The following is a 23,724-nucleotide window of genomic DNA, read 5'->3' on the forward strand; positions in this document are numbered from 1 at the left end:
GACGTCGCAGGGGAGCGGCAGGGGCGGCAGTACAGCCATACAGCGTACGCCTGCCATATCGGCCGAGATCGTCAGGGGCCTGACGATGTTGGACATGTCACGCTCCGCGGGCTGTCGGGAATACGGCTGGGAACAGGGCCGGGAGCACGGCCGGAACAGCGGGAGGGAGCGGTCGGGTCAGGTCGGGGTCCGGTCCGTCGGCAGCGAGGTCAGGACCGCGGCCGTACGTACCGTCACCGCCGTCCGCAGCGCCGCGCGCGCCACCGCGTCCGCGTCCGCCAGCGTCACCGAGTCGACCCCGGGCCTGGCGCCCGCCGCGGTCACCCAGTGCACGCCCTCCGTGGGCACTCCGAACGCGAACCGCCCGGGGTGCGGCCGCCCCTCACCGTCCGTCAGGCGGTACGGGCGGCGGGTGACGTCGAGGCCGCCCGTCTCGTACCCGTCGACCGTGTGCGGACGGCACTGGCCGGTCTTCAGGAGGCGTGCGAGGAGCTCGTCCGACGTACGCCGCAGATCGGGCTCCGGCAGCCGTGCCTCGATGAGCGTCGTGGCCGCGACCTCGGACCCGGCTATGTCGGGGGAGCGGGCGACGAAGGCGTGGTCCGCGGTCTCCACCGTCATGCGCGGACCCACCACGTCCAGCACGCCCGCCTCGATCAGCGCCGTCATCTCCTCGATCCTCCTGCGCGGCGGCCCGATGGAGAGGAAGGCGTTCAGCGGCGTGTACCAGCGGTCGAGATGGTCGCGGCGGGACGCGCCCGGCAGGCCGGCGTGGTCCACGATCTGCCGCAGTTCGTTGCGCAGGTCGCGCAGCACGTCGAGGGCGGCCTTGCGCGGGCCCGCCACGTTGCCGAGCGCCGCGTGCGCCGCGTCCCGCCGCAGGTGGCGCAGCAGCCAGGCGCGGTGGTCCGCCGGGTCGCGGAAGGTCTGTCCGGTGTACGGGCGGGCGGTCAGGTCCCAGCACCAGCGCTCCGCGTGCGGCACCCCGAACGCGGCCAGCACGTCCGCCTCCTCGGCGCTGCGGTGCGCGGTGGCGAGGAAACGCCCGCGAAAGCCGGTGCCGCCGCCCGGTGCGGCGGTGGCGTGTGCGCCCAGCAGCGTCTCGTAATAGACCGTCTCCACCTCCTTCGCGACCAGCGGCCATATCTCGGCCAGGAAGTCGGGCGGGTCGCCCGCGTCCGCGCGGGCGCGGAAGGCCGCGATCACGCGGGGGGTCAGGAGCAGCGGCTCGTGCCGGCCGTACGGGCCCTTCGCGTTGTCGCCGCGCGCCTGGTGCGGCACGCCGCGCCGCGATCCCGCGAACAGGCGCGGTTCGCGGCCCGAGCGGTGGTAGACGAGGCCGCCGTCCGCGGCGTGGGTGAAGGTGCCGCCGCGCCCTGCGGTCAGCAGCGCCATGTGGTCGAAGAAATTGAGGCCCAGGCCGCGCAGCAGAACGGGTTCGCCGGGGGCGAGGAACGACAGGTCGAGGTCGGCGGGGTTCGCGGGGAGCAGATGGCGCAGGCCGTGGCGGGCGGCGTGCGCGGTGAGACGCGCGTCCGACGGGCCGGGGTGCACGGGCAGGTGGCCCTGGGCGAGGACGACCGCGCTCAGGCCGGTGAGTACCTCGCCGTTGTCGAGGGTGAGGGTCTGGGGGGCGCCGGGGGAGCCGTGGGTGTCCTGGAGGTTCACGGCCCGCGCCGGGTGCACCCGTACGGTGACCGACTCCGGTGCCCCGCGCACCACTTGGCGGAACACCCACTCCAGGTAGCGGCCGTAGCAGGCGCGGGTCGGGTAGTCGTCGGGGCCGAGCGCCGCCTCGCCGCTCCGGGAGGCGGCCCACTCGTACAGGCTCGGCCCCGGGCGTATCGGGCCCTCGCAGCCGACGCTCGCGTCGGTGAAGAGCGTGACCTGCGAGGCCACCGTGTTCATCAGCAGCTCGGCGGGCTGGTCGGTACGCCAGACCCGGCCTGCCCCCGGCGGCGCGGGGTCGACGACGTGCACCGTCAGCCGGGTGTCCGGGGCCAGGTCCGGCACGGAGGCGCAGAGCCTTTCGAGCACGCTGGTGCCGCGCGGGCCGGCACCCACGACAGCGATGGCTTGGTGCACTGCGGACAAAGCGTGGACTCCCGGGACGGGTGTGGCGGCGGGTGCGGTGTGGGGCGCCGGAGGCGGAGGGTTCGCATCATCATGCCGGGGGAGCACGGGAAGTCGTAGCCCTGTACCGGTGATCTCCACCCGCTGTGGGAAGGATCACGGGGCCGGACCGCGGGCCGGCCCGGACCCCGCCCGCCGGATCCGCCCGGGATCCCGGCCGCCGGCAGGTCCGGGCCGTCGGCCGGCGGCCCGCCCGGACCCTCAGCCGCCGGTCCGCCCCGGCCGGGTCAGGTCCCTCTCCAGTACGGTCACGAGCCCCGTGCCGCCGCCCTTCTTCGCCCGCGCCTGATCCAGCCGCAGCGCCGCCGAGCGGCCCCGCATCGTCAGCGTCATCAGCTGGTTGCCGAACCACGGCCCCGACGTCCTCCGCCAGCCGAGCCGCGGCTCCCTCATCCGCCCGTGCCGGGCCAGGAGACGGCCGATGCGCCGGCCCGTCCCGCTCCAGCCGAAGCGGAAGCCGAGCCGTATCGAGGCCGGGATGCTGTTGTGCACGGGGGAGCAGGTCAGCTGGACCACCTGCGCCGCCGGACCGCCCTCCTCGCCGCGCCAGCGCGCCTCGGCGACGTACGCGTGGTGCACGTCGCCCGACAGCACGCACACCGTCGCCGGGGCGTCGGGACCCGAACCCGCCTCCGCGATCATGTCGGCCAGCCGGTCGAAGGACTCCGGGAACGCCGCCCAGTGCTCCAGGTCCGCCTTCCTGCGCAGGTTCTCGCCGAAGCGCGCCCAGCGCGCACCCCGTTCGCCCCGGCACAGCGCCGCGTTCCAGCCCTCCGCTTCATGGATGAGCGGGGGCAGCAGCCAGGGCAGCGAGGTCCCGATCAGCAGGTGGTCGTACGAGGCCGGGTCCTCCAGCGCCTGGTCGCGCACCCACCGCTCCTCGGCGTCGTCGAGCATCGCGCGCTTGTCCTCCTCCAGGACGCGGGCCGCGCGCGTGTCGACCATCAGCAGGCGCACCCGGCCGAAGTCGCGCCGGTAGCTCCAGTGGACGCGCGCCGGCTCGTTGTCGGCGAGCGAGGCGAACTCCCGCAGGAGGTCCGTTCCGTCGGAGGCCGCCCGTACGGCCGCGTAGAGCTCGTCCTTCGCGAGCTCGGCGGGGGAGAGGTTGCCCAGGTGCTGGTAGACCCAGTACGACATCAGGCCGCTGAGGATGCGCTCCCGCCACCAGGGCGTGGCGCGCATGTCCGCCACCCAGGAGGCGCTGGTGTTCCAGTCGTCGATCACATCGTGGTCGTCGAAGATCATGCAGCTCGGGACGGTGGAGAGCAGCCAGCGCACCTCCGGGTCCAGCCACGACTCGTCGTAGAGCCGGGTGTACTCCGTGTAGTCGGCGACCCCCGCGCCCGGCGCCTCGCGCAGATCGCGCCGCGTGGCCAGCCAGCGCCGCGTCGCCTTCGACGTCTCGTCGGCGTACACCTGGTCGCCGAGCAGGAGCAGGACGTCGGGGCGGGCCGACGGCGGGGCCGCGGCCAGTCCCCGGGCGAGCGTGTTCAGCGCGTCGGGCCCCACCGGGTCCTTGCCGCCGTGGGCCGGCGCGGCCCACCGGCACGAGCCGAAGGAGACGCGCACCTCCTCGTCCGGCCCCGCCGGTGTGCGGATGGTGCTCGGCGGGAAGCGGGAGTCTTCGAGCGGCCACGCCCGGTGCCCGTCGAGCAGCACCTCGTACGCCGTCTCCGAACCGGGGCGCAGCCCGGTCACGATGACCAGCGCGTAGTGGTGTCCGGCGATCTGGAACGTGCGGGACGAACCGCCCGCGCCGCCCGTTCCGTCCTCGCACCGCACCTCCGCCGTGCACGGCCGGTCCGCCTCGACCCAGACGGTCGCGGCGTCGCCGGCCCCGTCGACGTACCGCAGCAGTGGTCCCAGCCGCAGCCCGGCCATGTGGTGCCCTCCTCCGTCGCGTCCCGTACAGGGATCGGCCCCGTGCGGGGTTCGCCCCCGTACGGTACGGAACGACGGAGGAGGGTGGTGGGATTCCTGCTCAGCAGTTGTTCAGAACGCTCTGGAGCGCGCTCTTCTCCGCGGAGTTCACCGTCAGCTTCCAGTGGTGCTTCACGTCCACCCACATCCGGGCGTACATGCAGTGGTAGGCGGTGCGCGGCGGCAGCCACTCGCCCGGATCCTGGTCGCTCTTCTCCTGGTTGACGTTGTCGGTCACGGCGATGAGCTGCGGCTGGGAGAGGTCGTTGGCGAAGGACTGCCGCTGCGCGGTCGTCCAGCTGCTCGCGCCCGAGCGCCAGGCCTCGGCGAGCGGGACCATGTGGTCGATGTCGACGTCGGACGCGGCGGTCCAGGTGGCGCCGTCGAACTCGGAGTACCAGCTGCCGCTGACGGCGGCGCAGCTGGAATCCTGCTGGACGTTCGTACCGTCGCGCTTGAGGACGACCTCGCGCGTGTTGCAGGTGCCGGACTGGGTGATCCAGTGCGGGAACTTGTCGCGGCTGTAGCCGGTGGACGAGCCCTCGGCGCGCTCGGTCAGCTCGCCGAGGTACGTGCGGGCGGTGGCGGCGCTCACGGGGGTGGGCGGAGACGCCTGGGCGGTGGAAGACGTGAGCAGGACGCTCGTGCCGGCGAGGGCGGCAGACGCGGTGAGTACGGCGATCCGGCGCGGTATTCGGAGCGTTCGGGGCGTGCGGAGCGGCACTCGACGCGCGTAGACACCTGACATGTGAACTCCCTTGTGGTGGGGACCGACCGGACTGCCCGTCGCCGGGCCCGGTCATCGTGGCGGCGCCGGGTTACCGGGGGATGGGCGCCGGGTAACAGCGTGACGACATGAACACGTCACATCAAGGGTTCCGGCGTTCCGGCACCGTTCCTCCACCGCCCTAGAGTTGGGCGGTGACCGCCTCGTCAGCGCCGCCCCTCGCCGCAGCGGGCAACGTCCTGCTGCCCGTCGGCCCCGTGCTCGGAGCCGCCCTCGCCGTGCTGCTCGCGGTCGCGGTGACCGTCGTCGCCTGCGCCCGCCTCTCCGGCGACGGATCCCGCGGCCGGGCCCGCTCCGTCGCCACCGCCGGCCTGCGGGCCGCCGTCCAGCTCGCCGCCGTGTCCCTCCTGATCGGCTGGGTCGTGCGCTCCGGATGGCTGCTGCTCGCCTTCCTCGCCCTGATGTACGCCGTCGCCGTACGCACCGCCGGGCGCCGCGTCACTCCCAACGGCACCTGGTGGTGGGCCGCCGTGCCGATCGGCGCGGGCGTCGTCCCCGTGGTGGCCGCGCTCGTGCTCACCGGGCTCGTACCGGTCGACGGCATCGCGCTCGTCCCCGTCACCGGCATCCTCATCGGCGGCGCGCTCACCGCGACGGTGCTGGGCGGGCGGCGGGCGCTCGACGAGCTCGCGGTACGGCGCGGGGAGGTGGAGGCGGGCCTGGCGCTCGGCCTCGTCGACCGCGAGGCCCGGCTGGAGATCGCCCGCCCCGCCGCCTCGGACGCGCTGCTGCCGGGTCTCGACCAGACCAGGACGGTGGGACTGGTCACACTGCCGGGCGCCTTCGTCGGCATGCTGCTGGGCGGCGCCTCGCCGCTGCTCGCCGGGGTGGTGCAGCTGTTCGTGCTGGTCGCGCTGATGGCGGTGCAGGCGATCGCGGTGGCGGCGGTGCTGGAACTGGTGGCGCGGGGGCGGCTGCACCGGGACCAAGGGGCCTGAGGGGGCCGGAGCCCGTTCGCGTACCCTGTACGGAGCAGAAGGGGAGTAGCTCTTCGCCGGACCGTCGACATACTGCTGAGCACGCCTCAGCCGGCGCCCGGAGGCGGACACGGAACCACGTCCGCCAGCGAGACCTTCGGCCGCAGTGTTGTTGTCTTTCCACGACGCTGCCGTGCCGAAGCGACCCCTGATTCACGCAGGTTCCCCTCGGCGCGGGCAGCCCGACCGATTGAGGAACCCCACCCCCGTGATCAGTTTCACCATCATGGCGATCACCTTCGGCACCGTCTTCCTCGCCGAACTCCCCGACAAGACCGCCCTGGCCGGTCTCATGCTCGGCACCCGCTACCGCGCGTCGTACGTCTTCGCGGGCGTCGCGGCCGCCTTCGCCGTCCACGTGGCCCTCGCCATCGCGGCGGGCAGCGTACTGACCCTGCTGCCGCACCGGCTGGTGCAGGCCGTCGTGGGCGTCCTCTTCCTCGCGGGCGCGATGGTGCTGCTCTTCAAGAAGGACGACGGCGAGGAGGAGGTCAAGGCCCCCGCCGACCAGTCCTTCTGGAAGGTCTCGGGCGCGGGCTTCATGCTCATCCTGGTCGCCGAGTTCGGTGACCTCACGCAGATCATGACGGCCACCCTGGCGGCCCGCTACGACAACCCGGTGTCCGTGGGCATCGGCGCGGTGCTGGCCCTGTGGGCGGTCGCGGGCATCGGCATCGTGGGCGGCCGCACGCTCATGAAGTACGTGCCCCTGAGTCTGATCACGAAGGTGGCGGCGGCGCTGATGCTGGCACTGGCGGCGTTCAGCCTGTACGAGGCCGCCGTCGGCTGACCGCCGCCCCTCGGCCGCTTCCCGGCCCGCCCCTGCCTCCGCTGCCGCCGGTCCGTCCCGGCGCCGCCCGCACAGCCCTGCCGGCGCGCGATTCGGCGGCTGCCGGTGCGGGCCGGGGCACGCCCGCCCCGGACGGGCCCAACCCGAGCGGCGCTGTTCGCACCGGGCCGGCTTCCCGAAGGCCCGGTACCGGGCGGCCGCCCTCGGGCGCGCCCCGGCGTCCGCCCGCTCTCAGGCGGTGACGTGCAGCCGCAGCGTGCCGTCGGGCAGGGCCTCGATCCGTACCTGCGTGAGGTCGTTCACGTGCACCGTCGGGGCGTGGACGGCCGCGCGCGGCCCCACGCCCACCACGCGCATCCCGGCCGCCCTGCCCGCCGTGATGCCCGCCTCGGAGTCCTCGAAGACGATGCAGTCGGCCGGGGCGTGGCCCAGCTCCGCCGCGCCCTTCAGGAAGCCCTCGGGGTCCGGCTTGCTCGCGCCCACCAGCTCGGCGGTGACGCGGGTGCGCGGCATCGGCAGCCCGGCGGCCGTCATACGGGCCTGGGCCAGCCCCTCGTCGGCCGAGGTCACCAGGGCGTGCGGCAGGCCGGCCAGCGCGGCCATGAAGGCGGGGGCGCCGGGGACGGGCACGACGCCCTCGACGTCGGCGGTCTCCTGGGCGAGGAGTTCGCGGTTGTCGGCGTGGTTCTGCTCGACGGGGCGCTCCGGGAGGAGGACGGCCATGGTGGCGTACCCCTGACGGCCGTGGACGACCTTGAGGGCCTCTTCCGGGTCCAGGCCGTGCGCCTCGGCCCAGCGGCGCCAGACGCGCTCCACGACGGCGTCGGAGTTGACGAGCGTGCCGTCCATGTCCAGGAGGAGCGCGTGGGCGTTCAGAACGGTGCTGGCCGGCATCGGCGTACTCCAGAGCGCGGAGGGAAGAGAACAAGCGGCCCCGCCCGCCGGTCAGGGAAAACGAGCGGAGGCCACTTTGTTCCATCACGATACAAAAGAGTCGGGGGCAGCGCCACCCCGCCCCCTGCCGGGGCGCCGGCGGAGGCTGCGCCGCGGCGCGAACGCCATGGCCCGTCAGGGCTCCTCCGTCTCCGCCTCCAGCGCGCGGCGGGTGTGGGGGCCGTAGGTTCCCTCCGGGTCGCCCTGGATGTACTTGTACGACTGGTACGTACGCACGGCCTCCTCCACCCGGCCGTCGAAGCGACCGTTCCTCCGGCCGCGGTAGAGCCAGAGCTGCGCCAGCCTGTCCTGGAGTTCCGCGACCTCGGGGCCCCGGTCGCCCCTCCTCAGCGTGGCGGCGGGCTCCGGCGGTTCCTCCGCCGTGGTGGTGGTCCGTACGGCGGAGGGCGTCGCCGGCGCGGCCGGCTTCGACGAGCCGGCGGAAGCGCTCGGGGACGCGGCGGCCGAGCGCGAGGCGGATGCGGAGGCGGACACCGGTGCGGACGCCTCTGCGGACGTGGACGTGGACGCGGAGGCGGACGGGGAGACCGACGCGGAGGCCGAGGCCGACGGCGAGGGAGTCGGAGACCGCGACCCTGCGCCGGACTCCGACGCGGACGTCTCGGGGCCGTCGCTCGCGCTCGGCACGCCGGTCACCGTGTCCGGCAGTGCGCGCTCCCGCTCGTCGTCCCCGGAGAACAGTCCGCCCGCGAAGACCGCGGTGCCCACGACCGCGGCAGCGGCCGCCCCCACCGCGAGCCACGGCACCGGCCCTTTGCGCTGCCGCCCGCGGGGCTCCGGCGGCTCCCCGCCGGAGCCGGAGCCGTGTGCCGGGCCCGCGCCGGACGGAGGTCCGTACGACGGCACGGCGCCCATGAGGGCAGTGGTGCCGGCGGCGCCGGTGGCATCGTCCCCGGGCCCGCCCCCCGGCCCGTCCAGCACCTCCGGCGGCATCGTCATCGCCGCTTCGCCCCCAGGCCCCGCGTACGACGACGACGGCAACGGCGCCCCGGCGTCCGTCTCCTGAAGCGTCACGTACGGGCGTATCCGCAGCGGATCGAAATCCTCCGCCGCGGCGATCTCGGCCGACCGCTCGGCCCGTACGGCCCGGGCCGTACGCTCCGCGCACCCGCAGCCGGGTCTGCCCGCGTCGTCGGACGCGGCCCCCCGGCCCGTACCGCACTCGGGACATATGTGTCCGTTCATCTTGGGTCCCCTCCTTCGAACTGCCAGCGATTATGCAGATCCGCCGGGGGATTCCCAGCAGGTGCGCTCCGCTCGGCAGGCTGTATCCGCCCGCACCACCCAGGATGGAAAGGGTGCACGACTCCCAGGGGACCCGAGGAGAAGTCCATGGCCCAGCAACCGGGCGGCGCCCCCGCCGCGGCCCCGGCCGCCGGCCCCGGCACAGGCACGGGTGACAGCCGGCGGACCATTCTCGTAGCCATCGGAGCGCTGCTCCTCGGCATGCTGCTCGCCGCGCTCGACCAGACCATCGTCTCGACCGCCCTGCCGACGATCGTCAGTGAACTCGGCGGCATGGAGCACCTGTCCTGGGTCGTCACGGCGTACATGCTCGCCGCGACCGCGGCCACGCCCCTGTGGGGCAAGCTCGGCGACTGGTGGGGACCCGACCGGCCGACCGATCTGATCAAGCTGGTCAAGGAGTTGAGCGCCGAGGTGAGCGGCTCCGACGAGGAGCGCCCGTACGCCCCGGCGCCCAGGTCCGACCACACGCTCTGAGACCCGTCGCGCTCCGAGTCCCGTGGCACCCGCTCCCACGGCGGCCGGGCCGCCCTGCGGGGCTAAAGGGACTTGGCGAACCAGTGCTCGGCGTACGGGCCGTTGTTGAACGCCGGGACCTCGGCGTACCCGTGCCGGGTGTACAGCGCCCGCGCCTCCACCAGGTCGTCGCGGGTGTCCAGCCGGACGCGCTTGACGCCGAAGCCGCGGGCCGCCGTCTCGATCGCGCCCAGCAGCAGGGCGCCGCCGCCGGTGCCGCGGAAGGCGGGGCGTACGTACACCCGCGTCAGTTCGGCGGTGTCCGGGTCCATCACGCGCAGCCCGGCACAGGCGGCGGCCGCGCCGTCGTACCGGCCGACGACGAACTCGCCCGTGGGCGCCGTGAGCCGCTCGACGCCGTCGCCGGCGAGCCCTTCGTCCACCTCCCGCGCGGTCGCGGGGCGACCCCAGTAGCGGCTGGCCACCTCGTCGTAGTAGGCGCGGCGCAGCGCCGTCGCCTCAGAGGTGTCGTAGCGCTCAGGGGTCACGTTCCAGGTCATGGTCACGTCTGTACCGGAGCGCCCGGCCGTTTGGCCAACGGATTACGGGCAACCCGCTGCGTAACAAGCCGTTGACGGAACGAGAACCGGGAAGGCAGCCATGTCCACACTCTGGATCATCGCCCTGTTGGCGGTGGTCGTCATCGCCGTCGTCGCCGTCTTCGTCGTCGCCGGACCGGGCAGGGGCGGCGGCGGTCGCGGGCTCAAGAGGCGATTCGGCCCCGAGTACGACAGGGCCGTGGCCCGCCACGACGGTGACACCAAGGCGGCCGAGCGCGAGCTCGACGAGCGCGTGAAGCGGTACGGGTCGCTGGAACCGCGGCCGCTGCCCCCCGAGACGCGTGAGCAGTACGTCGCCCGATGGGCCGGTGTCCAGGAGCAGTTCGTGGACTCCCCGCGCCAGGCCGCCGCCGAGGCCGACCGGCTGCTGGCACGGCTCGCGGCCGACCGTGGGTTCCCGGCCGACGAACAGTACGACGAGCAGGTCTCCGCGCTCTCCGTGCACCACGCGGGACATGTGGAGGGCTACCGCAGGATCCACCGTGCGGCGCACACCGACAGCAGTACGGAGCAGATGCGCGAGGCCATGCTCGACGCGCGTGAGCTCTTCGAGGCGCTGGTCACCGCCAAGCCGGCGGACAGCGGCCGGCACCGTCCGCACCACGCCGGCGACCGTGACCGTGACCGTTCCGGCCGGGCCCGCTCCCACGTCTCGTGGTCGCCGGGCCGGGGCCACCACGCGAAGGGAAGTGGCGCGTAATGACGTACGAGACCGACGCGGCCAACCGTGCACAGCGGCAGCAGCCGCCGTCGCAGCAGCAACCGCAGCAGCACCCCCCGCAGCCGCCGCCACCGCCGCTCACCGTGCCCGGGCAGACCGCCCGGCACGCGACGACAGAACCCGGTCACGAAACCGGTCATGGCCCCGGTCCCGGTCACAGCCCCGGTCACGAGACCGCCTCCGCCTCCGCGGCGGCCGCTCAGGAACCCGCCCCTCATGGGCTCCTGCCGCACGGCGAACGCGACAAGCTGGCCCTGCGCCTCCAGCAGGCAGTCAACGCCTTCGTGGACGGCCCGCGACGCTCGGTCGAGGAGGCCGACAGCGTCTTCGAGGAGGCGGCCCGCTGCCTGACCGAAGCCGTGGCCGAACGGCGCGGCTCCCTCCGCACGGCCTGGGCGGGCAGGGACCGCGAGGCCGAGACGGAGGAACTGCGGGTGGCCCTGCGTACGTACCGCGAAGTGACGGAGCGTCTTCTGCGGATATGAGGTTCCGGCTGTTCGCGGCACCGGGCAGAATTATCTGCCCGGTGCCGCGAACAGCTCTGCGCATTCGCTTTGGGTAACGTACTGGATGTAATGAGCCACTGAATTCTGCGACCGAAAGCGGTTGAGCATGGCGACAGTGCAGAAGCCCGACGCCAACGCTGCGGAATCCCTCGTTTCGCCGGTCAGTTCGCACAACGAATGGGATCCACTGGAGGAGATCATTGTCGGGCGTCTCGACGGCGCGACGATTCCCTCCCATCATCCGGTCGTGACCTGCAACATCCCGCCATGGGCGGCGCGGTTGCAGGGACTTGCCGCCGGTTTCAAATATCCGCGCGCGCTGATCGAACGGGCGCAGCAGGAACTCGACCAGTTCATCGCCCTCCTGGGGTCCCTCGGCGTCACGGTCACGCGCCCGGACGCGGTCGACCACAGACAGCGCTTCAGCACCCCCGACTGGTCGTCGCGCGGCTTCTGCAACACCTGTCCGCGTGACAGCATGCTCGTGATCGGCGACGAGATCATCGAGACCCCGATGGCGTGGCCGTGCCGGTATTTCGAGACGCACTCCTACCGCACGATCCTCAAGGACTATTTCCGGCGCGGCGCGCGCTGGACGGCGGCACCGAAACCACAGCTCACCGACGAACTGTTCGAGGTGGATTTCCGTGTCCCCGCGGCCGGTGAGCCCATGCGTTACATCCTCACCGAGTTCGAGCCGGTGTTCGACGCGGCGGATTTCGTGCGCGCGGGACGCGATGTGTTCGTCACGCGGAGCAACGTCACCAACGGCATGGGCATCGACTGGCTGCGCCGTCATCTCGGCTCCGGCTACCGCATCCACGAGATCGAGAGCCGCTGCCGCACGCCCATGCACATCGACACGACGTTCCTCGTGCTCGCGCCCGGCAAGGTGCTGGTCAATCCCGAATACATCGACGTCGACCGTCTGCCCGACGTCCTGAGTTCGTGGGACGTCCTGATCGCTCCCGAGCCCGACCCGATCGACGAGCGCTTGCTCAAGGTCACCTCGATGTGCGGCAAGTGGCTCAGCATGAACATTCTCATGGTCGACGAGAAACGGGTGATCGCGGAGCGGCACCACACCGGCATGCTGCGCGCGCTCGAAGCGTGGGGGTTCGAGCCGATCCCCTGTGACCTGCTGCACTACGCGCCGTTCGGCGGCTCGTTCCACTGCGCGACACTCGACGTCCGGCGCCGCGGCACGCTCGAATCGTATTTCGACTGAGCGGTCGCCGGTCCGGGAGCGCTGAAACGGCTGTGCCCCGTACCGGATCGGTCCGGGTACGGGGCACAGGGCCGAAGCCGGGCAGTGGCCGGTGCCGTCCCCGGGCCGGCGCGGCCCGGGGGCGAATTGCCGCTGCGGGAGACCTAAGCGCCCTTGGGCGCGGCCTGCTGGACCACCTCGAACGACCACAGCGTGGAACCGGAGGCGGCGGGCTTGGGACGCTCGCCGCCCTCACCCGCGCCCGGACCCTGGTGGGCGGCCTTCATCGGCCCCTCCATCCAGGCCTGGAACGACGCCTCGTCGGCCCACCGGGTGTAGACGAGGTACTGGTCGGTGCCCTCGACGGGCCGCAGCAGTTCGAACCACTCGAAGCCGTCGGAGTTCTCCACGGACCCGGCCCGCGCCGAGAACCGCTTCTCCAGTACCTCGCGCTGCTCGGCGGGCACACTCAGCACATTGATCTTCACGATGCTCATGCGGCCATCCTGCCGTACGAAGCCCGCAGTTCGCGGGCCTCCTCCTGCGTGGCGACCGACGGCGGCGAACCCGGCAGGGGCCTGCGGGCGCTCTCCGTCATGAAGAACACCGCGATGCCGCCGACGACGGCCGCGGCCATCATGTAGTAGGCGGGCATCATCATGTCGCCGGTCGCGCCGATCAGCGCGGTGACGACCAGCGGCGTCGTGCCGCCGAAGAGCGAGACCGAGACGTTGAAGCCGATCGACAGCGAGCCGTAGCGCACCCTGGTCGGGAAGAGCGCGGGCAGCGCGGACGGCATCGACGAGGTGAAGCAGACCAGCAGAAGTCCCAGCGTGCCCATGCCGAGTGCGATGGCGAGCAGCGAACCCTGGCGGATCAGCAGCAGGGCGGGCACGGACAGGACCAGGAAACCGGCGCAGCCCGCGGCGATCACCGGACGGCGGCCGACGCGGTCGGTGAGACGGCCCATGAAGAGCTGCGCGCACATCATCAGCGCCATCACGCCGAGGACCACCAGCAGGCCGTGCGTCGCGTCGTACTCCAGCTGCTCGGTGAGGTACGTCGGCATGTACGAGAGCAGCATGTAGTCGGTGACGTTGAAGACGAGCACCAGCGCGATGCACAGCAGCATCGTCCGCCACTGTCCGATCAGCGTGTCCTTCAGGCCCGCCTTCTCCTTGCGGGCCGCCTGGTCCGCACGCGCCTCCTTCTCCAACCGGGCAAAGGCCGGGGTCTCTTCGAGGCGCAGGCGCAGGTAGAGGCCGATGATGCCCATCGGGCCCGCGATCAGGAACGGGATGCGCCAGCCCCAGGAGACCAGGTCGTCGGCGCTGAGCAGGGCGGTCATCAGGGTGACCAGGCCGGCGCCGCCGATGTAGCCGGCGAGGGTGCCGAATTCGAGGAAGCTGCCGAAGAAGCCGCGGCGCTTGTCGGGCGCGTACTCCGCGATGAAGGTGGAGGCGCCGCCGTACTCGCCGCCCGTCGAGAAGCCCTGGACCAGGCGGGCCAGGAAGAGGAGCGCGGGCGCCCAGATGCCGATCGTCGCGTACGACGGGATCAGGCCGATCGCGAAGGTGCCCGCCGCCATCATGATCATGGTGATGGCGAGGATCTTCTGGCGGCCGACGCGGTCGCCGAGCGGGCCGAAGACCATGCCCCCGACGGGCCGTACGAGGAATGCCGCCGCGAATGCTCCGAACGTCGACAGCAACTGCGCGGTGGGGTCGCCGGAGGGGAAGAAGACCTTCCCGAGCGTCACCGCGATGTAGCTGTAGACGCCGAAGTCGAACCACTCCATGGCGTTGCCCAGGGCGGCCGCCTTCACCGCCCGCCTGACCATCGCGGGATCGGTGACGGTGATGTCGGGGGTGTCGGTGATGGCGGATCGGGGGTCAACGGGTGTGGGGGTCGGCACGAATTTGCCCGCCTGCGCTTTCTCGTGTGGGACGGCACGGCATGAGCCGCCTCGTCGGGGCGGCCCAAAAAGACCATAGGTGCTTAACCGGTCTTTACGGATGGTGCGGAGTTGATCGCTCTTCGTTCACCCGACCACCCGCCAGCTGGGCAAACGTGCCGTACACCGGGTCTGCCCCGCACCCCTCGTCTGTGATCCATCTCGCGCTCCACCGGTGGAACGAGGATCGTGGAAGGAGTCGTCCTTCGGACAAAACCGGATGACGGCCAGGCGAATCGGGGGTTGCCTGCGTCTTCCGTACGGGGCAGTGCGACGCTCTACGCACCGTGCACGCGGGTGCGGGACAGGTGGGGAGGGTCGGCGCGACATGGCGAATGCGGAGCGGGGCGGACCGGGCGGAGCCGTCGGTACGATCGGCGCCGGTGGCAGGGTCGGCGCGGCACGGATCGTGCTGTGGGCCGTCGTGGCCGCACTGGCGGTGCGGCAGGTCGCGACGGTCCTGCGCACGCCGCCGGGCGAGCGCTTCACCGATCTGGAGACCTGGATCGGCGACCGGGGTGTGCTGCACGTCACCGGCTCCCTCTACGACACCGACCGCTTCAACGGCACGCCCTTCGCCGGCCTCGTCCTGAAACCGCTCGCCCGCTCGGCCGAGCAGAGCCTCGGTGTGGCCTGGACCTTCGGGACGCTGCTGCTCGTCGCCGTACTGGGCGTGGTCGCCGCCCGCGCCCTGCCGGGGCCCGTCTCGCGGCGTACCGCGCTGCTCGCCGCGCCCGTCGCCATCAGCCTGCTGATGCTGTCGCTGCCCGTGCGCAATACGCTCCACCTCGGCCAGACCAGCGTCATCCCCGTCCTCTTCGTCCTCCTCGGCTGCTTCCAGGCGCGCGGGGAACGCGGTTCCGGCGTCCTCATAGGGATCGCCGCCGCCCTCCAGCCCACCGTGCTGCTGTTCGCGCCGCTGCTGTGGCTGACGGGACGAAGACGCGCCGCGCTCACCACGGGCGCCACGTTCGCCGTCTGTTCGGGCCTGGCCTGGGCGGCGATGCCGCAGGACTCCTGGACGTACTGGGTGCACCACATGGCCGGCGCCGGGCTCGGCGCGCGCCCCGACAGCCTCGCCAACCAGTCACTGCACGGAGCGCTGCTGCGGCTCGGCCTGGAAGGCCCGCTGGAGATCGCCCTCCTCCTCCTGCTGGCCGCGGCCGTCGTCGTCCTGGGACTGCGCCGCGCGGTCCGCTACGCCCAGGACGGCCAGCTGCTGCTCGCCGTGGCGCTGACCGGCTGCGTCGCGGTCGCCGTGTCGCCGACGGCCTGGCAGCACCAGCTGCTGTGGGTGCTGCTCGCGGTGGTCGGACGGGTCGGCAGGCGGGCATCGGACCGCATGGTGTGGCCGACGGCCGTCGTACTGGTGATGACGCTGCCGGGCACGATGCTGCTGCCGAACGTGGCGCCGCTCGTGCCGGTCCGCGACAACGCGCTGCTGGTGGCGGCGGTGGCGGCGGCCTGCGCGGTGCCTTTCGTGTCGCGGACCTCGCCGTACTGGAGCCGGCCCGTCCCCACCGACTGCGCGGCGCCGGCGCCGGCCCGCTGGAGCCGGGTGCCGCTGGCGCCGTTCTGGCGCCGGGTGCTGACTCGCCCCAACCTGCTGCTCGAACTGCTGCTGATCCGCGCCGGCTACTCCCTCTACTCGCAGGTGCGCACCGCCGCGGCGGGCGGGCGCGCCACCGCCGAGGAGCACGCCCGGCAGATCGTCTCGGTGGAGCGGTTCCTGCACATCGACATCGAGCGCTGGGCCAACCACGCGGTGGTGAAGACGGACTGGCTGGAAGCCTTCTTCAACTTCTACTACTCGTCGTTCCACTTCGTCGTACCGCTGGCGATCCTCGGCCTGCTGTACGCCCGCCGCCCCGCCGACTACCGCTGGGCCCGCAGCTCGCTGGGGTTCGCGACCGTGCTCGCGCTGGTCGGCTTCTGGCTCTACCCGCTGGCGCCGCCCCGCCTGGTGCCGGGGCTCGGCTACATCGACACGATCCACGGCCCGCAGGACCTCGCGAGCCCGGAGTACGGCGCGCTGACCGCCCTGACCAACCAGTACGCGGCGATGCCCTCCCTCCACTTCGGCTGGTCGCTGTGGTGCGGGCTGGTCGTGGTCCTGATCGCGCCGAAGCCGTGGATGAAGCTGCTGGGCCTGCTCCACCCCCTCTTCACGGTGTGCGCGATCGTCGCCACCGCCAACCACTGGGTGCTGGACGCGGTGGGCGGGGCGGCGGTGGTCGGCGCGGGCTTCGGCCTGACGTACGTCCTGGCCGGCCCGCGCAAGCTCCTCCGGCCCGTGCCGCAGCTGCCGTCCGTGCCGCAGCCGTCGTCCGGGCCGCCCGCGCCGCAGCCGTCGTCCGCGCCGCAGCTGCCCGCGCCCGGAGCTCCGCTCCCCGGCGCCGGCAGGTCCGACGGCAGGGAAGTCCCGGCGGGCAGCGCGGGATCCGGCTCCGGTACGCCGAAGTAGGCGCGCACCGGCACGACTTCCGCCCACCGCCCCGGCCCCCGTCGGGGCGGTGGGTCACGGCCCGCTGCTGATTCTGTTGCCCGGATCCCCTTTCCCCGCCGATCCAGTCCAGTTGATCTGCTGGACCGACTATTTCAGTCGGGCGGGGCAAAACGGGACGATCTCCGCAGGAGCCGGGGGCAAAGGCGGACGTGGCCCTGGTGCATCACGTTCCGTGGTTACCATGGCCACGGCCCAGCGGAACATCACCGTCAACTCTCCTTGCTCCGCCACCACATGGTGTCTCCGCTGCCGGCCGGTCACCCCCACACACCGTCTGAGGGATCCGCGCTATGACCATGCCTGCCGCCGTCCGCCCGCGCCGCGCATCGAAACGGCGGCCGCCCTGGACTGCGCCGGTAGCAGGTCTCGTCGTCGCCGCCGCGGCCGGTGGCGCCGCGGTGGGGGCCGCTCCGGACGAGGCGCGCCCGTGGGTGCTCGGTACGGCCGCCGCCGGCGTCCTGTGCGTCCTCGCGCTCTCCGTCGTCGCCGCGGTACTGACCGAACGGCTCGCCGCCGCCAGGCGCGCGGCCCACGAGGAGCAGACCGCACTGCGCGAGCGAATAACCCGCAGCACCGGTGACACCGCGCACCTGGTGAACGTCACGCTGCCGCAGATGGTCCAGCGCCTGCGCGACGGTTCGGACACCGGCGAAGCGCTCGCTTCCGCCCAGCGGCCCGCCGACCCCCAGCTGGAGAACCTGCTGCGCGTCTTCACCACCGAACTGGGTGAGACGGCCCGCCGTACGGCGGCGGCGGAAGCCGACCACAGGGCAGCCGTACAGCGGATGACCCGGGGCGCGGCCGACCTGGAGCGCCTGACGGCCACCGCGCTGCCCGCAGCCGTGGCGGCACTGCGCCAGGGCGCCTCCGCCGACACGGTCCTCGCCGGACTGGACCTGCCCGCTGAGGAACGGCTGCGGGCGCTGCTGGAGCAGATGGTGCGCGAACTCGGCGTCAGCGAGCGCCGCGCGGCCGCCGCGCAGGCCGCCAGCGCCAAGGCGCTGGGCCGGGTGCAGGCCAGGGCCGTCAGCATGCTGGCCGACCTGCGCGAGATGCAGGACCGGCACGGAGCCGATGTCTTCAGCGACCTGCTCAAGCTGGACCACAGCACCTCGCAACTCGGGCTGCTCACCGACCGGCTGGCCATTCTGATGGGCGGCCGGGCGAGCCGGGCGTGGAACAAGCCGATCGTCATGGAGAGCGTCCTGCGCGGCGCGGTCGGCCGCATCGCCGACTTCCGCAGGGTACGGCTGCACTCGGCCAGCACCGCCGCGGTCGCGGGCTTCGCGGCCGAGGGCGTGATGCACCTGCTGGCCGAACTCATGGACAACGCCGCGAACTTCTCGCCGCCCATCGACGAGGTCCACGTGTACGTGGAGGAGCGCAGCGCCGGCATCGTGGTCACCATCGAGGACAGCGGCCTGCGCATGGCCGACGCCGCGATGCGCCGCGCCGTGGAAGCCGTGTCGGGCCGGTCCACCGACCTGGCGGCCCTTCAGGGCACCCGGCTCGGCCTGGCGGTGGTCGGCATCCTGGCCGCCAAGTACGGCATCTCCGTGAACTACCGGCCCTCCTCCCGGGGCGGCACCGGAGTGGTGGTGCTGCTCCCGCCGCAGCTGCTGGCCCAGCAGCGTGTCCCGGCCCCGTACCGGCCCGGACGCCCACGGCCCCCGCGGCCGTCCCGCGCCGCTGTCCGAGCCCGCCCCGCGGCCGGCGCTCCCGCCGGCCCCCGAGACCCCGCCGGTGCCCGCCTTCCCGCCGGCGCCCGCGCGCACCGACGCCACCGGGAGGGCACAGCGCCCCGCGACCGCGGGCGGCCTTCCGGTACGCCCGCCGGGACGCACGATGGCCGCCGCGGACCAGAAGCGCCCCGAGACCCCGGACGCCCGGCCCGCCCCGCCCGCCCGCAACGCCGGGTCGAGCTTCGGCGCCTTCCACCAGTCCCAGCGCCGCAAGGACCCGCGCCCGCCCGCCTGAGCGCCACGGTCCCACCTCCGCGCGCCGCATCTCCGCGCGCTGCCGTCCCGCAGACGACCGACCTTTCCCATGACCCTTGAGATTGGAGGCACGGGCCGACCGGAGCACCGCGCCGCACCGGCCCATGACCACCGTGCAGACCACCGACACCAGCCTGACCTGGCTCCTGGACAACCTCGTGGAGCGCACCCCCGGCACCCGGCACGCCCTGGTGCTCTCCCGCGACGGCCTCAAGCTGTGCCGCAGCAGCCACCTCACCCTCGACCAGGCCGACCAGCTCGCGGCCATCTCCTCCGGAATGCAGGCCCTCGCGCACGGTGCCTCGGTGGAGTTCGGTGACGGCACCGGAGGCGTCAACCACCTGATGGCCGAGTTCCGCGGTGGGCTGCTGCTCATCGTCGAGGCCGGCGAGGGCGCCCACCTCGCCGTCGTGGCCGGCGACGGCGCCGACCCGGGCGTGGTCGGGCACAACATGAGCGAGTTGGTCGAGCAGATCGGTGAGCACCTGCGGGCCGAACCCCGCACCAGTGCGCAGGACACCCCGACGTCATGATCCGCCGCCCCGTCGACACCGGGTCTCCGGACCGCCTCTACACGGTGACCGGTGGCCGCAGCCGCCCCGTGGACACCGCGGTGTTCGATCTGGTCACCCTGGTGGTCAGCGAGTGCGACCCGACGCCGGGCATGCAGTCGGAGCACGTCCGCATCCTCACCCTGTGCCGTCACCCCGCCGCGGTGGTGGAGATCGCCGCCGACCTGCAACTGCCCATCACCGTCGTACGGATCCTCCTGGAGGACCTGCTGGACGCCGGACGGATCACCGCCCGCCGTCCTCGTGCCGCGGCCGCCGCCGACCTGCCCGAATCCGCCCTGCTGAAGGAGGTGCTGCATGGACTCCGCAATCTCTGAGGCGACCTCCCCGGCGCCGGAGCGCACACCGCTCGCCGATGCCGCCGACACCGGACTGAAGATCGTCGTCGTCGGCGGGTTCGGCGTGGGCAAGACCACGCTGGTCAGGTCCGTGAGCGAGATACGCCCGCTGAACACCGAGGAGTACATGACGCAGGCCGGTGTCGGCGTCGACGAGACATCGGGGGTCGCCCAGAAGACCACCACGACGGTGGCCTTCGACTTCGGGCGGATCAGCCTCAACGAGACCATGGTGCTCTACCTGTTCGGCGCCCCCGGACAGGAACGGTTCTGGTTCCTGTGGGACCGGCTGTTCTCCGGCACCCTCGGCGCGGTCGTCCTGGTCGACACCCGGCGCATGAGCGACTCCTGGTACGCCATCGACCGGCTCGAACACCACAGGACGCCGTTCGTCGTCGCCGTCAACCGGTTCGACGACGACGCCGCGTACTACTCCCTGGACGAGATCCGCCAGGCGCTGTCGCTGCCCGCCCACATTCCGCTGCTCGACTGCGACGCCCGCGTGCGCAGCGACGGCAAGCACGTCCTGATCACCCTCGTCGACCACCTCTACAAACTGGCTCTGGCACAGGAGACGACCTCATGAGCGACCTCACCGCCTCCGCCTCCGCGGTGACGCCTCCGCCGGGCTGCCCCGCGCACCAGCCGGGCGCGATCAGGCTCAGCGGCCTCCAGTACCAGCAGACCCCCTCCGAGCTGTACCGGGCGATGCGGCGCGAACACGGAGCCGTGGCCCCGGTGCTGCTCGACGGCGACATCCCGGCCTGGCTGGTCCTCGGTTACTCCGAGGTCTCCTACGTCACCCGTCACGACGAGCTGTTCGCCCGCGACTCCCGGCGCTGGAACCAGTGGGACTCCATTCCCGCCGACTGGCCGCTGCTGCCCTTCGTCGGCTACCAGCCCTCGGTCCTGTTCACCGAGGGCGCCGAGCACCAGCGGCGCGCCGGCGTGATCAGCGACGCCCTGGAAGCCGTCGACCAGTTCGAGCTCGGCTACAACTGCCGCCGGATCGCCGACGAGCTCATCGACCGGTTCTCGGGCAGCGGCCAGACCGAACTGATGTCGGCGTACGCCCACGCCCTGCCGATGCGCGCGGTGGTCCAGATGTGCGGCATGCCGGCCCACGGCACCGACACCGACGACCTGGTCGAGGACCTGCGGATGTCCCTCGACGCGTCGGAGGGCGACGATCCGGTGGCCGCCTACGCGCGCGTGGGGGAGCGTCTCCAGCAGCTCGTCGTGGACAAGCGGGTCGCGCCCGGCCCGGACATCATCTCCCGCATGGTCGCCCACCCGGCGGGCCTGGCGGACGAGGAGATCGTCCAGGACCTCATCTCCGTCATCGCCGCCGCCCAGCAGCCGACCGCGAACTGGATCGGCAACACGCTGCGGCGGCTGCTCACCGACGACCGGTTCGCCCTGAACGTCTCCGGAGGGCGGCTCAGCGTCGGGCACGCCCTCAACGAGGTCCTCTGGCTGGAGACCCCCACCCAGAACTTCATCGGCCGCTGGGCCGACCGCGACGTCCAGCTCGGCGGCCGCCACATCAAGGCCGGCGACTGCCTGGTGCTCGGCTTCGCGGCCGCCAACACCGACCCGCAGATCTGGCCCGAGGGCCACGTCGGCGCGGAGGGCAATTCCTCGCACCTGTCCTTCAGCAACGGCGAGCACCGCTGCCCCTACCCCGCGCCCCAGCTCGCCGACGTCATGGCCCGTACCGCCGTCGAGGCCCTGCTGGAACGGCTCCCCGACCTGATGCTCGCGGTCGAGCCGGAGGAGCTGACCTGGCGCCCGTCCATCTGGATGCGCGGCCTGACCACCCTGCCGGTGTCCTTCACCCCCGTGTCCCACTAGGGCCTGCGGCGAAGCGCCGGTCACCGCCGCCCGTCGAGGGCCGGGCCGGCACGGCCGTCCCGTGTACCGCGCCTGCCCGCGCAGGCAGGCGCGGTACCTGCGGGAGCCGTACGCCTGTCCGCCCGGCCCGTCATGGGGAGCGGGCAGCCGGGGCGGGCGCTCAGCAGGCGATGCCCCGGGAGCGCAGCCACTCGCACTGGGTCTCGCCGGACGTCTTGCCGCCGTCGTACGCGCGCGGGTCCTTGTAACCGGGACCGACCGGCTCGTGCGGCTCGTAGACGCCGTCGCCGTCCAGGTCTCCGCCGTCGGGATCGATCGTCCCGCCCGGGTTGTGGCAGGCCGCCCGGTCGGCCGGGTCCGTCGTACACGCCCCCGGGCTGTCCGTGGCAGAGCCGGACCGCCCGGATTCCGGAGTCCGGTCAGGTGCCTTCGCGACCTCGCGTTCGACGGCCTTCCGCGCCGCCGCGTCCTGCGCCGTGGCCTGGGCCTCCAGCGTTTCGGTGAGCGAGGGGCCGAAATCCAGGGGCCCGGGGGAGACGAGAGCCGGTTCGCCGGCCTGCTGCCCCGCCGGGGGCGCGGTGGAACCGCATGCCGAGAGGGTGAACGGGAGGCCCGTGGCCAGAAGGACCGAGCCGGCGAAGACGGCTGCCCGGCGGCGGACGCGGAAGATAGCAACCATAGTGACCCTAATGGGCGATTAGCGCTGTTGGTGCGCTTCACCCTACGGTGACGCCCGAGAGCGGGTCAATGGCCCCAGGGGTGGCCGGAACGGCGGAGCCGGGGGCGGGCGCGCTCCGCCCGCCTGCGGCTCCCACCTCCGTGCCCCACTGGCCACTCCCCGCGCCGGGGCCTCCTGGACCACCGTCCGGTCACCGGCGCGGGGAGCGGCCGCAGTCCTCAGCCGACAGGTGTGAACACCACCGGCACGGCCTTCGGCCCCCGGGTGAACACCCCCTGCTCGGTGATCCCGGCGCCGTCCGCGAGCCGGATGCCGGGCATCGCGTCGAGCAACTGGTTCACCCCGATCTGCACCTCGACCCGCGCCAGCAGGGCTCCGACGCAGAAGTGCCGCCCCAGGGCGAAGGCCAGGTGGTCGGCGGCCGCGGAGAAGGCGTTCGTCGCGTTGAGGTCCTCCCGGAAGATGTTGAACGTGTCCGCGTCGGCGTAACGGCTCTCGTCGCGGTTGGCGGAGCCGATCAGGCAGGTGACGGTGGCGCCGGCGGGGACGGTGCCGCCGCTGAGGGTCACCTCCGCCGCCGTCTGGCGCATGATCATGTGCACGGGCGGAGAGAAGCGCAGCGTCTCGGCGAAGGCCCGGTCGATGAGGCTCCGGTCCTTCTGTACCGCGGCGAGCTGGTCGGGGTGGGCGAGCAGGTTGGCGAAGAGCGCCGCGATCGCCTTGTCGGTGGTCTCGCCGCCGGCGGCGAGCAGCAGGCTGCAGAACGCCTTGATGTCCTCGTCGCTCATCCGCACCCCGTCGACCTCCGCCGCGCACAGCGTGGACAGCAGGTCGGTCCCCGGCGCCTTCCGGCGCTCCTGGATGATCGGAATCATGTACTCGGCGAACTCCTCGCGCGTGCGCTCGCCCGCCGCGGCCACCTCGGGGTCACCGGCCAGATTGCCGAGGAAGGCGATCACCGTGGTGTACCAGTGGTGGAACTTGGCGTGGTCCCCCTTGTCGAGACCGAGCATGTCGGCGATGACGTTCACCGGGAAGCGGGTCGCGAACGCACCGACCAGATCGGCCGCGCCCCGGTCCCGGAAGGTGTCGATCAGCTCGCGGGCGTTGCTCTCGATGACCGGGAGGAACATCTCCTGGAGGTCCCTGCCCCGGAACGCGGGGGCCACCAGCGCCCGCCGCACGGCGTGTTCCCGGCCGCTGAGCTGAAGGATCGTCTTCCCGTGCACGGGCTCGATCTGCCAGTCGTAGTTGTCGGTGGTGAACACCGACTCCTTGTCCTTGAAGGCCCGTTCCACGTCCTCGTACCGGGAGATGACGTAACTCTGCATCGTCTCGTGCCAGAACAGCGGCGCGGACTTTCGCATCACCGCGTAGGCGGCGTACGGGTTCTCGGCGAACTCGGGCGAAAGTATGTCGGGGACCTGCTGGGCCGTGGACATGGTCGGGTGCTCCCTCGGAAGGCAATACGCGGTCGGGGCAACGTTATTGACCAACCGCCGGAACGG

21 protein-coding genes and 1 pseudogene are annotated in these 23,724 nt (G+C 72.6%); 12 read left to right on the forward strand and 10 right to left on the reverse strand.

Annotated elements, in window-relative coordinates:
* Positions 1-177 precede the first annotated feature (177 nt).
* The 3 genes from BN1555_RS22325 to BN1555_RS22335 form a co-directional block, all read right to left on the reverse strand.
* The gene (locus tag BN1555_RS22325) at positions 178-2,094 is read right to left on the reverse strand and encodes an FAD/NAD(P)-binding protein (protein ID WP_093801037.1); all 1,917 of its coding nucleotides are present in this window, start codon (positions 2,092-2,094) and stop codon (positions 178-180) included.
* 240 nt (positions 2,095-2,334) lie between these two features.
* Complete coding sequence (locus BN1555_RS22330) at positions 2,335-4,014, reverse strand: alkaline phosphatase D family protein (RefSeq protein WP_093801038.1); 1,680 nt, start codon at positions 4,012-4,014, stop codon at positions 2,335-2,337.
* Positions 4,015-4,114: 100 nt separating this feature from the next.
* Positions 4,115-4,801, reverse strand: a complete 687-nt coding sequence (locus BN1555_RS22335; protein WP_093801039.1) for an HNH endonuclease family protein — start codon at positions 4,799-4,801, stop codon at positions 4,115-4,117.
* Positions 4,802-4,974: 173 nt separating this feature from the next.
* On the opposite strand from BN1555_RS22335, the gene BN1555_RS22340 reads away from it, so the two are divergent.
* Positions 4,975-5,778: an ABC transporter permease gene (locus tag BN1555_RS22340; protein ID WP_093801040.1), complete on the forward strand. Its 804-nt coding sequence runs from the start codon at positions 4,975-4,977 to the stop codon at positions 5,776-5,778.
* A 247-nt stretch (positions 5,779-6,025) separates the two neighbouring features.
* Positions 6,026-6,607, forward strand: coding sequence for a TMEM165/GDT1 family protein (locus BN1555_RS22345; RefSeq protein WP_093801041.1), 582 nt, complete (start codon positions 6,026-6,028; stop codon positions 6,605-6,607).
* A 231-nt stretch (positions 6,608-6,838) separates the two neighbouring features.
* Here the strand turns inward: BN1555_RS22345 and BN1555_RS22350 are convergent, their stop codons facing one another.
* The gene (locus BN1555_RS22350; RefSeq protein ID WP_093801042.1) at positions 6,839-7,501 is read right to left on the reverse strand and encodes an HAD-IA family hydrolase; all 663 of its coding nucleotides are present in this window, start codon (positions 7,499-7,501) and stop codon (positions 6,839-6,841) included.
* Positions 7,502-7,675: 174 nt separating this feature from the next.
* The gene (locus tag BN1555_RS22355) at positions 7,676-8,746 is read right to left on the reverse strand and encodes a peptidoglycan-binding domain-containing protein (protein ID WP_093801043.1); all 1,071 of its coding nucleotides are present in this window, start codon (positions 8,744-8,746) and stop codon (positions 7,676-7,678) included.
* A 147-nt stretch (positions 8,747-8,893) separates the two neighbouring features.
* On the opposite strand from BN1555_RS22355, the pseudogene BN1555_RS22360 reads away from it, so the two are divergent.
* Positions 8,894-9,169: pseudogene (locus BN1555_RS22360) on the forward strand (MFS transporter); the annotation flags it as partial.
* Between the two features lie 176 nt (positions 9,170-9,345).
* Here the strand turns inward: BN1555_RS22360 and BN1555_RS22365 are convergent.
* The gene (locus tag BN1555_RS22365) at positions 9,346-9,822 is read right to left on the reverse strand and encodes a GNAT family N-acetyltransferase (RefSeq protein WP_093801044.1); all 477 of its coding nucleotides are present in this window, start codon (positions 9,820-9,822) and stop codon (positions 9,346-9,348) included.
* Between the two features lie 100 nt (positions 9,823-9,922).
* Between BN1555_RS22365 and BN1555_RS22370 the strand changes: the two genes are divergently transcribed.
* The 3 genes from BN1555_RS22370 (at position 9,923) to BN1555_RS22380 (ending at position 12,337) form a co-directional block, all read left to right on the forward strand.
* A complete protein-coding gene (locus BN1555_RS22370; RefSeq protein WP_093801045.1) occupies positions 9,923-10,582 on the forward strand; it encodes a hypothetical protein in 660 nt (219 codons plus the stop codon).
* The gene (locus BN1555_RS22375; protein WP_093801046.1) at positions 10,582-11,088 is read left to right on the forward strand and encodes a hypothetical protein; all 507 of its coding nucleotides are present in this window, start codon (positions 10,582-10,584) and stop codon (positions 11,086-11,088) included. The genes BN1555_RS22370 and BN1555_RS22375 overlap by 1 nt, the downstream gene beginning before the upstream one ends.
* A 127-nt stretch (positions 11,089-11,215) precedes the next feature.
* Positions 11,216-12,337, forward strand: coding sequence for an amidinotransferase (locus BN1555_RS22380; RefSeq protein WP_093801047.1), 1,122 nt, complete (start codon positions 11,216-11,218; stop codon positions 12,335-12,337).
* A 143-nt stretch (positions 12,338-12,480) separates the two neighbouring features.
* On the opposite strand, the gene BN1555_RS22385 is transcribed toward BN1555_RS22380, so the two are convergent.
* Both BN1555_RS22385 and proP read right to left on the reverse strand, forming a co-directional pair.
* Positions 12,481-12,813 (reverse strand): antibiotic biosynthesis monooxygenase family protein, encoded by a 333-nt coding sequence (locus BN1555_RS22385; RefSeq protein WP_093801048.1) that lies wholly within the window; start codon positions 12,811-12,813, stop codon positions 12,481-12,483.
* Positions 12,810-14,195: a glycine betaine/L-proline transporter ProP gene (gene proP, locus BN1555_RS22390; RefSeq protein ID WP_255306448.1), complete on the reverse strand. Its 1,386-nt coding sequence runs from the start codon at positions 14,193-14,195 to the stop codon at positions 12,810-12,812. Before proP ends, BN1555_RS22385 begins: the two co-directional genes overlap by 4 nt.
* Before the next feature lie 403 nt (positions 14,196-14,598).
* Here proP and BN1555_RS22395 point away from each other — a divergent pair, with 403 nt between their 5' ends.
* The 6 genes from BN1555_RS22395 (at position 14,599) to BN1555_RS22420 (ending at position 21,537) form a co-directional block, all read left to right on the forward strand.
* Positions 14,599-16,734, forward strand: a complete 2,136-nt coding sequence (locus BN1555_RS22395) for a bifunctional glycosyltransferase 87/phosphatase PAP2 family protein (RefSeq protein WP_093801049.1) — start codon at positions 14,599-14,601, stop codon at positions 16,732-16,734.
* Between the two features lie 332 nt (positions 16,735-17,066).
* The gene (locus tag BN1555_RS41335) at positions 17,067-18,833 is read left to right on the forward strand and encodes an ATP-binding protein (RefSeq protein ID WP_304364357.1); all 1,767 of its coding nucleotides are present in this window, start codon (positions 17,067-17,069) and stop codon (positions 18,831-18,833) included.
* A gap of 53 nt (positions 18,834-18,886) precedes the next feature.
* Positions 18,887-19,306 carry a roadblock/LC7 domain-containing protein gene (locus BN1555_RS22405; RefSeq protein ID WP_176710300.1) on the forward strand — a complete coding sequence of 140 codons (420 nt, stop codon included), beginning with the start codon at positions 18,887-18,889 and terminating at the stop codon, positions 19,304-19,306.
* Positions 19,303-19,662, forward strand: a complete 360-nt coding sequence (locus BN1555_RS22410; protein WP_093801051.1) for a DUF742 domain-containing protein — start codon at positions 19,303-19,305, stop codon at positions 19,660-19,662. Before BN1555_RS22405 ends, BN1555_RS22410 begins: the two co-directional genes overlap by 4 nt.
* Positions 19,643-20,269 (forward strand): GTP-binding protein, encoded by a 627-nt coding sequence (locus tag BN1555_RS22415; RefSeq protein WP_093801052.1) that lies wholly within the window; start codon positions 19,643-19,645, stop codon positions 20,267-20,269. The genes BN1555_RS22410 and BN1555_RS22415 overlap by 20 nt, the downstream gene beginning before the upstream one ends.
* Complete coding sequence (locus tag BN1555_RS22420) at positions 20,266-21,537, forward strand: cytochrome P450 (RefSeq protein WP_093801053.1); 1,272 nt, start codon at positions 20,266-20,268, stop codon at positions 21,535-21,537. The genes BN1555_RS22415 and BN1555_RS22420 overlap by 4 nt, the downstream gene beginning before the upstream one ends.
* A 160-nt stretch (positions 21,538-21,697) precedes the next feature.
* Here BN1555_RS22420 and BN1555_RS22425 read toward each other — a convergent pair whose 3' ends face one another.
* A complete protein-coding gene (locus tag BN1555_RS22425) occupies positions 21,698-22,216 on the reverse strand; it encodes a hypothetical protein (RefSeq protein ID WP_093801054.1) in 519 nt (172 codons plus the stop codon).
* A gap of 218 nt (positions 22,217-22,434) precedes the next feature.
* A complete protein-coding gene (locus BN1555_RS22430) occupies positions 22,435-23,658 on the reverse strand; it encodes a cytochrome P450 (protein ID WP_093801055.1) in 1,224 nt (407 codons plus the stop codon).
* Positions 23,659-23,724 lie beyond the last annotated feature (66 nt).

The sequence above is a fragment of the Streptomyces sp. Wb2n-11 genome (assembly GCF_001049855.1).
Taxonomy (GTDB): domain Bacteria; phylum Actinomycetota; class Actinomycetes; order Streptomycetales; family Streptomycetaceae; genus Streptomyces; species Streptomyces altiplanensis.